Origin of the sequence: Burkholderia sp. Ac-20344 (assembly GCF_017104975.1) — a bacterium.
In the GTDB taxonomy this organism is placed as follows: Bacteria; Pseudomonadota; Gammaproteobacteria; order Burkholderiales; family Burkholderiaceae; genus Burkholderia.
In genome coordinates, this window is the sequence record NZ_JAAGPP010000309.1 from 1 (window position 1) to 2,887 (window position 2,887).

3 protein-coding genes and 1 pseudogene are annotated in these 2,887 nt (G+C 71.4%); all 4 read left to right on the forward strand.

Annotation, left to right across the window (positions count from 1 at the left end):
• On the forward strand, window positions 1-710 hold a 710-nt coding region (locus tag G3N64_RS38620), incomplete at its 5' end, for a SctK family type III secretion system sorting platform protein (protein ID WP_241021433.1).
• The gene (gene sctL, locus G3N64_RS38625; protein ID WP_205788827.1) at window positions 692-1,321 is read left to right on the forward strand and encodes a type III secretion system stator protein SctL; all 630 of its coding nucleotides are present in this window, start codon (window positions 692-694) and stop codon (window positions 1,319-1,321) included. The genes G3N64_RS38620 and sctL, both read left to right, overlap by 19 nt.
• The gene (locus G3N64_RS38630; protein WP_205788828.1) at window positions 1,318-2,694 is read left to right on the forward strand and encodes a FliI/YscN family ATPase; all 1,377 of its coding nucleotides are present in this window, start codon (window positions 1,318-1,320) and stop codon (window positions 2,692-2,694) included. The genes sctL and G3N64_RS38630 overlap by 4 nt, the downstream gene beginning before the upstream one ends.
• Window positions 2,687-2,887 (forward strand): annotated as a pseudogene (locus G3N64_RS38635) (hypothetical protein); the annotation flags it as partial. The gene G3N64_RS38630 and the pseudogene G3N64_RS38635, both read left to right, overlap by 8 nt.

Below are 2,887 nucleotides of genomic sequence, written 5' to 3' on the forward strand. Positions count from 1 at the left end.
TCGCATCCGACGTGGCGCCGCTGCCGTGGCTGCAGCCGCTCGGGCCGCCGCCCGCGGCACGCCGCGCCGCGTTTCACACGCTCGTCTGCGACTTCAACCTGCGGCCCGACCGCTATCTGCACGTGACGCGCGTGCCGGCCGACTGGCCTGCGCGCTACCGTTCGCCGGATGCATTCGGCGCGGCCGGCCGCAAGCTGCTTGCGCGGCACCTGCTCGATGCGAACGGCGTGGCCGGACGGCACGACTTCGACGTCGCGAACCCGTGCGCGCGACTCGCGCTGCTGCCGGGCGCGGCACTCGAGCAGCTGGCCGCGTATGCGGGGCTGCTGCTGCATCGCCCGTGGCTGCGCGATGCGCTGGCCGTGCGGCGCATCCGCGCCGAAGTGGCGGCGAAGCTCGGCGCCGACGCCCTGGAACTCGCGCTCGAACGCGCACCGGAATTCGGTGCGCTCGCCGAAACGCTCGAACCGTGGCGCGCCGATCCGGCTGCACTGCCCGCCGTGATTCGCGCACGCGGCGGGCGGCTGCTCGCGGATTTCATCGGCGTGGCGAGCGACGCGGTCGCGCGGCGCACGCGCCTGAAATTCCACCGCGCGATCGACGACGAAGCGCCGTACTGGCTGAACCGCGCGCAGCGCGACCAGTTCGGCGAACTGATGTTCCTGTTTCTGATTCCCGAGAGGCTTGCGTCATGGGACTGGCTTTTTTGATCACGAGCGACAACCTGCAACTCCTGTCGGAGCGCAAGGTGCTCAAGGAGCGCGAATACGCTGCGCTGCTCGACGCGTCCGCGGTGGTCGCCACCGCGCGCGACGAGGCGGCGCGCATCGTCGCCGATGCACAGCGCGAATTCGACAAGCGCCAGGCAGCCGGCTACGAGGAAGGGATGCGCCGCGCGCAGCGTGAGCAGGCCGCGCAGGCCTACACGCAGGCGCTTGCCGCCGCGCGCACGATGGAGACGATGAAGGATGCGATGGCGGACATCGTCGTGAAGGCCGTGCGCGCGATCGTCGGCGAGATGAGCACGCGGACGCTGTACGAGGCCGCGCTCGCGCGGATCGCGCCGCTCGTGCGCGACGAGGCGTTCCTGATCGTGCGGATCGCGCCCGGCCGCACGGACGAAATGCGCGACGCGCTCGACGGCGCATTCGCCGGGCAGTCGAACCGGCAGAAGATCCGCATCGTCGAGGACGCGCAGCTCGAACGCCACGCGTGCACGGTCGAGACGCCGTCCGGGCGCATCGACGCAAGCCTCGACCTGCAGATCGACGCGCTGCGCCAGGCGATCCGCCGCGATGCGCTGAAGGGGGCCGCGCGATGAACGCGCCGCTCGACGATCCGCAACCGTTCGGCGACGACGATGCCGCGCCGTTCGATCGCGGCCGCCTCGTCGGCGAACTCGACGCGGGGCTCGCGTTCTTCTCGCCGGTGTCGGTGCAGGGCCGCGTCAACCACGCGGTCGGACAGATCCTGAATGCGACGGGCATCCGCGCGCGGCTCGGCGAAATCTGCGAGCTGCGCACGCCGAACCAGCCGACGCTGCTCGCGGAAGTGGTCGGCTTCTCGCGGCAGACGACGCTGCTCACGCCGCTCGGCGACGTGGCGGGCCTGTCGCCCGAGACGATCGTCGTGCCGTCCGGGCGCGAGCATGTGTTTCCGGTAGGCGAAGGGCTGTTCGGCCGCGTGCTCGACGGGCTCGGCCGGCCGCTCGACGCGCTTGGGCCCGTGACGGGCGCCGCATGGGTGTCGACGCAGCAGGACCCGCCGAATCCGCTCGCGCGCAAGATGATCGATACGCCGTTTCCGACCGGCGTGCGCGTGATCGACGGCCTGATGACGCTCGGCATCGGGCAGCGCGTCGGCATTTTCGCGCCGTCCGGCGTCGGCAAGAGCACGCTGCTCGGCATGATCGCGCGCGGCGCGCAGGCCGACGTGAACGTGATCGCGCTCGTCGGCGAACGCGGCCGCGAGGTGCGCGAATTCATCGAGCACAGCCTGTCGCCGGAGGTGCGCGCGCGTTCGATCGTCGTCGTGTCGACGTCCGATCGCCCGGCGATGGAGCGCGTGAAATCCGCGCTGGTCGCCACCGCGATCGCCGAGCACTTCCGCGATGCGGGCAAGCGCGTGCTGCTGCTGGTCGATTCGCTGACGCGCTTCGCGCGCGCGCAGCGCGAGGTCGGCCTCGCGAGCGGCGAGCCGCCGACGCGGCGCAGCTTCCCGCCGTCGACGTTCGCGGTGCTGCCGCGCCTGCTCGAGCGCGCGGGGCAGGGCGCGCGCGGATCGATCACCGCGCTCTACACGGTGCTCGTCGAAGGCGACGAGGAATCGGACCCGATCGCCGAGGAAGTGCGCTCGATCCTCGACGGCCATATCGTGCTGTCGCGCAAGATCGCGCTCGCGAACCGCTATCCGGCGATCGACGTGCTCGCAAGCCTGTCGCGCGTGATGCCGCTTGTCGCGAGCCGCGCGCACCAGCATGCGGCCGCGCGCGTGCGCGAGCTGATCGCGAAGTACCAGGAGATCGAGCTGCTCGTGCAGATCGGCGAATATCGCGAAGGCAGCGACCGGCTCGGCGATCTCGCGCTGCGCGCGCGCGATGCGATCGGCGCGTTCTGCGCGCAGGCGTCGGACGAGGACGTACGTTTCGACGTGCTGCTCGCGAAGCTGACGAAGCTGGCGAACGATCATGTCTGAAGCCGACGACCGCCTCGTGCTCGCGACGCTTGCACGTCTGAAGCGCGTGCGCGAGATGCGCAGCCAGATCGCACGCGTCGCGGCCGCGCGCCAGCAGGGCATCGCCGCGCAGAGCCGCCGCGCGCTCGATGCCGCGCACGCGCAGCTCGCGCAGCAGGTTGCCGCGAAGGCCGCGATCCAGACGCGGCTCGCC

Coding starts and splice junctions, on each gene's coding strand:
- G3N64_RS38630 (WP_205788828.1), top strand. CDS start 1,318: ATGAACGCGCCGCTCGACGATCCGCAACCGTTCGGCGACGACGATGCC.
- sctL (WP_205788827.1), top strand. CDS start 692: ATGGGACTGGCTTTTTTGATCACGAGCGACAACCTGCAACTCCTGTCG.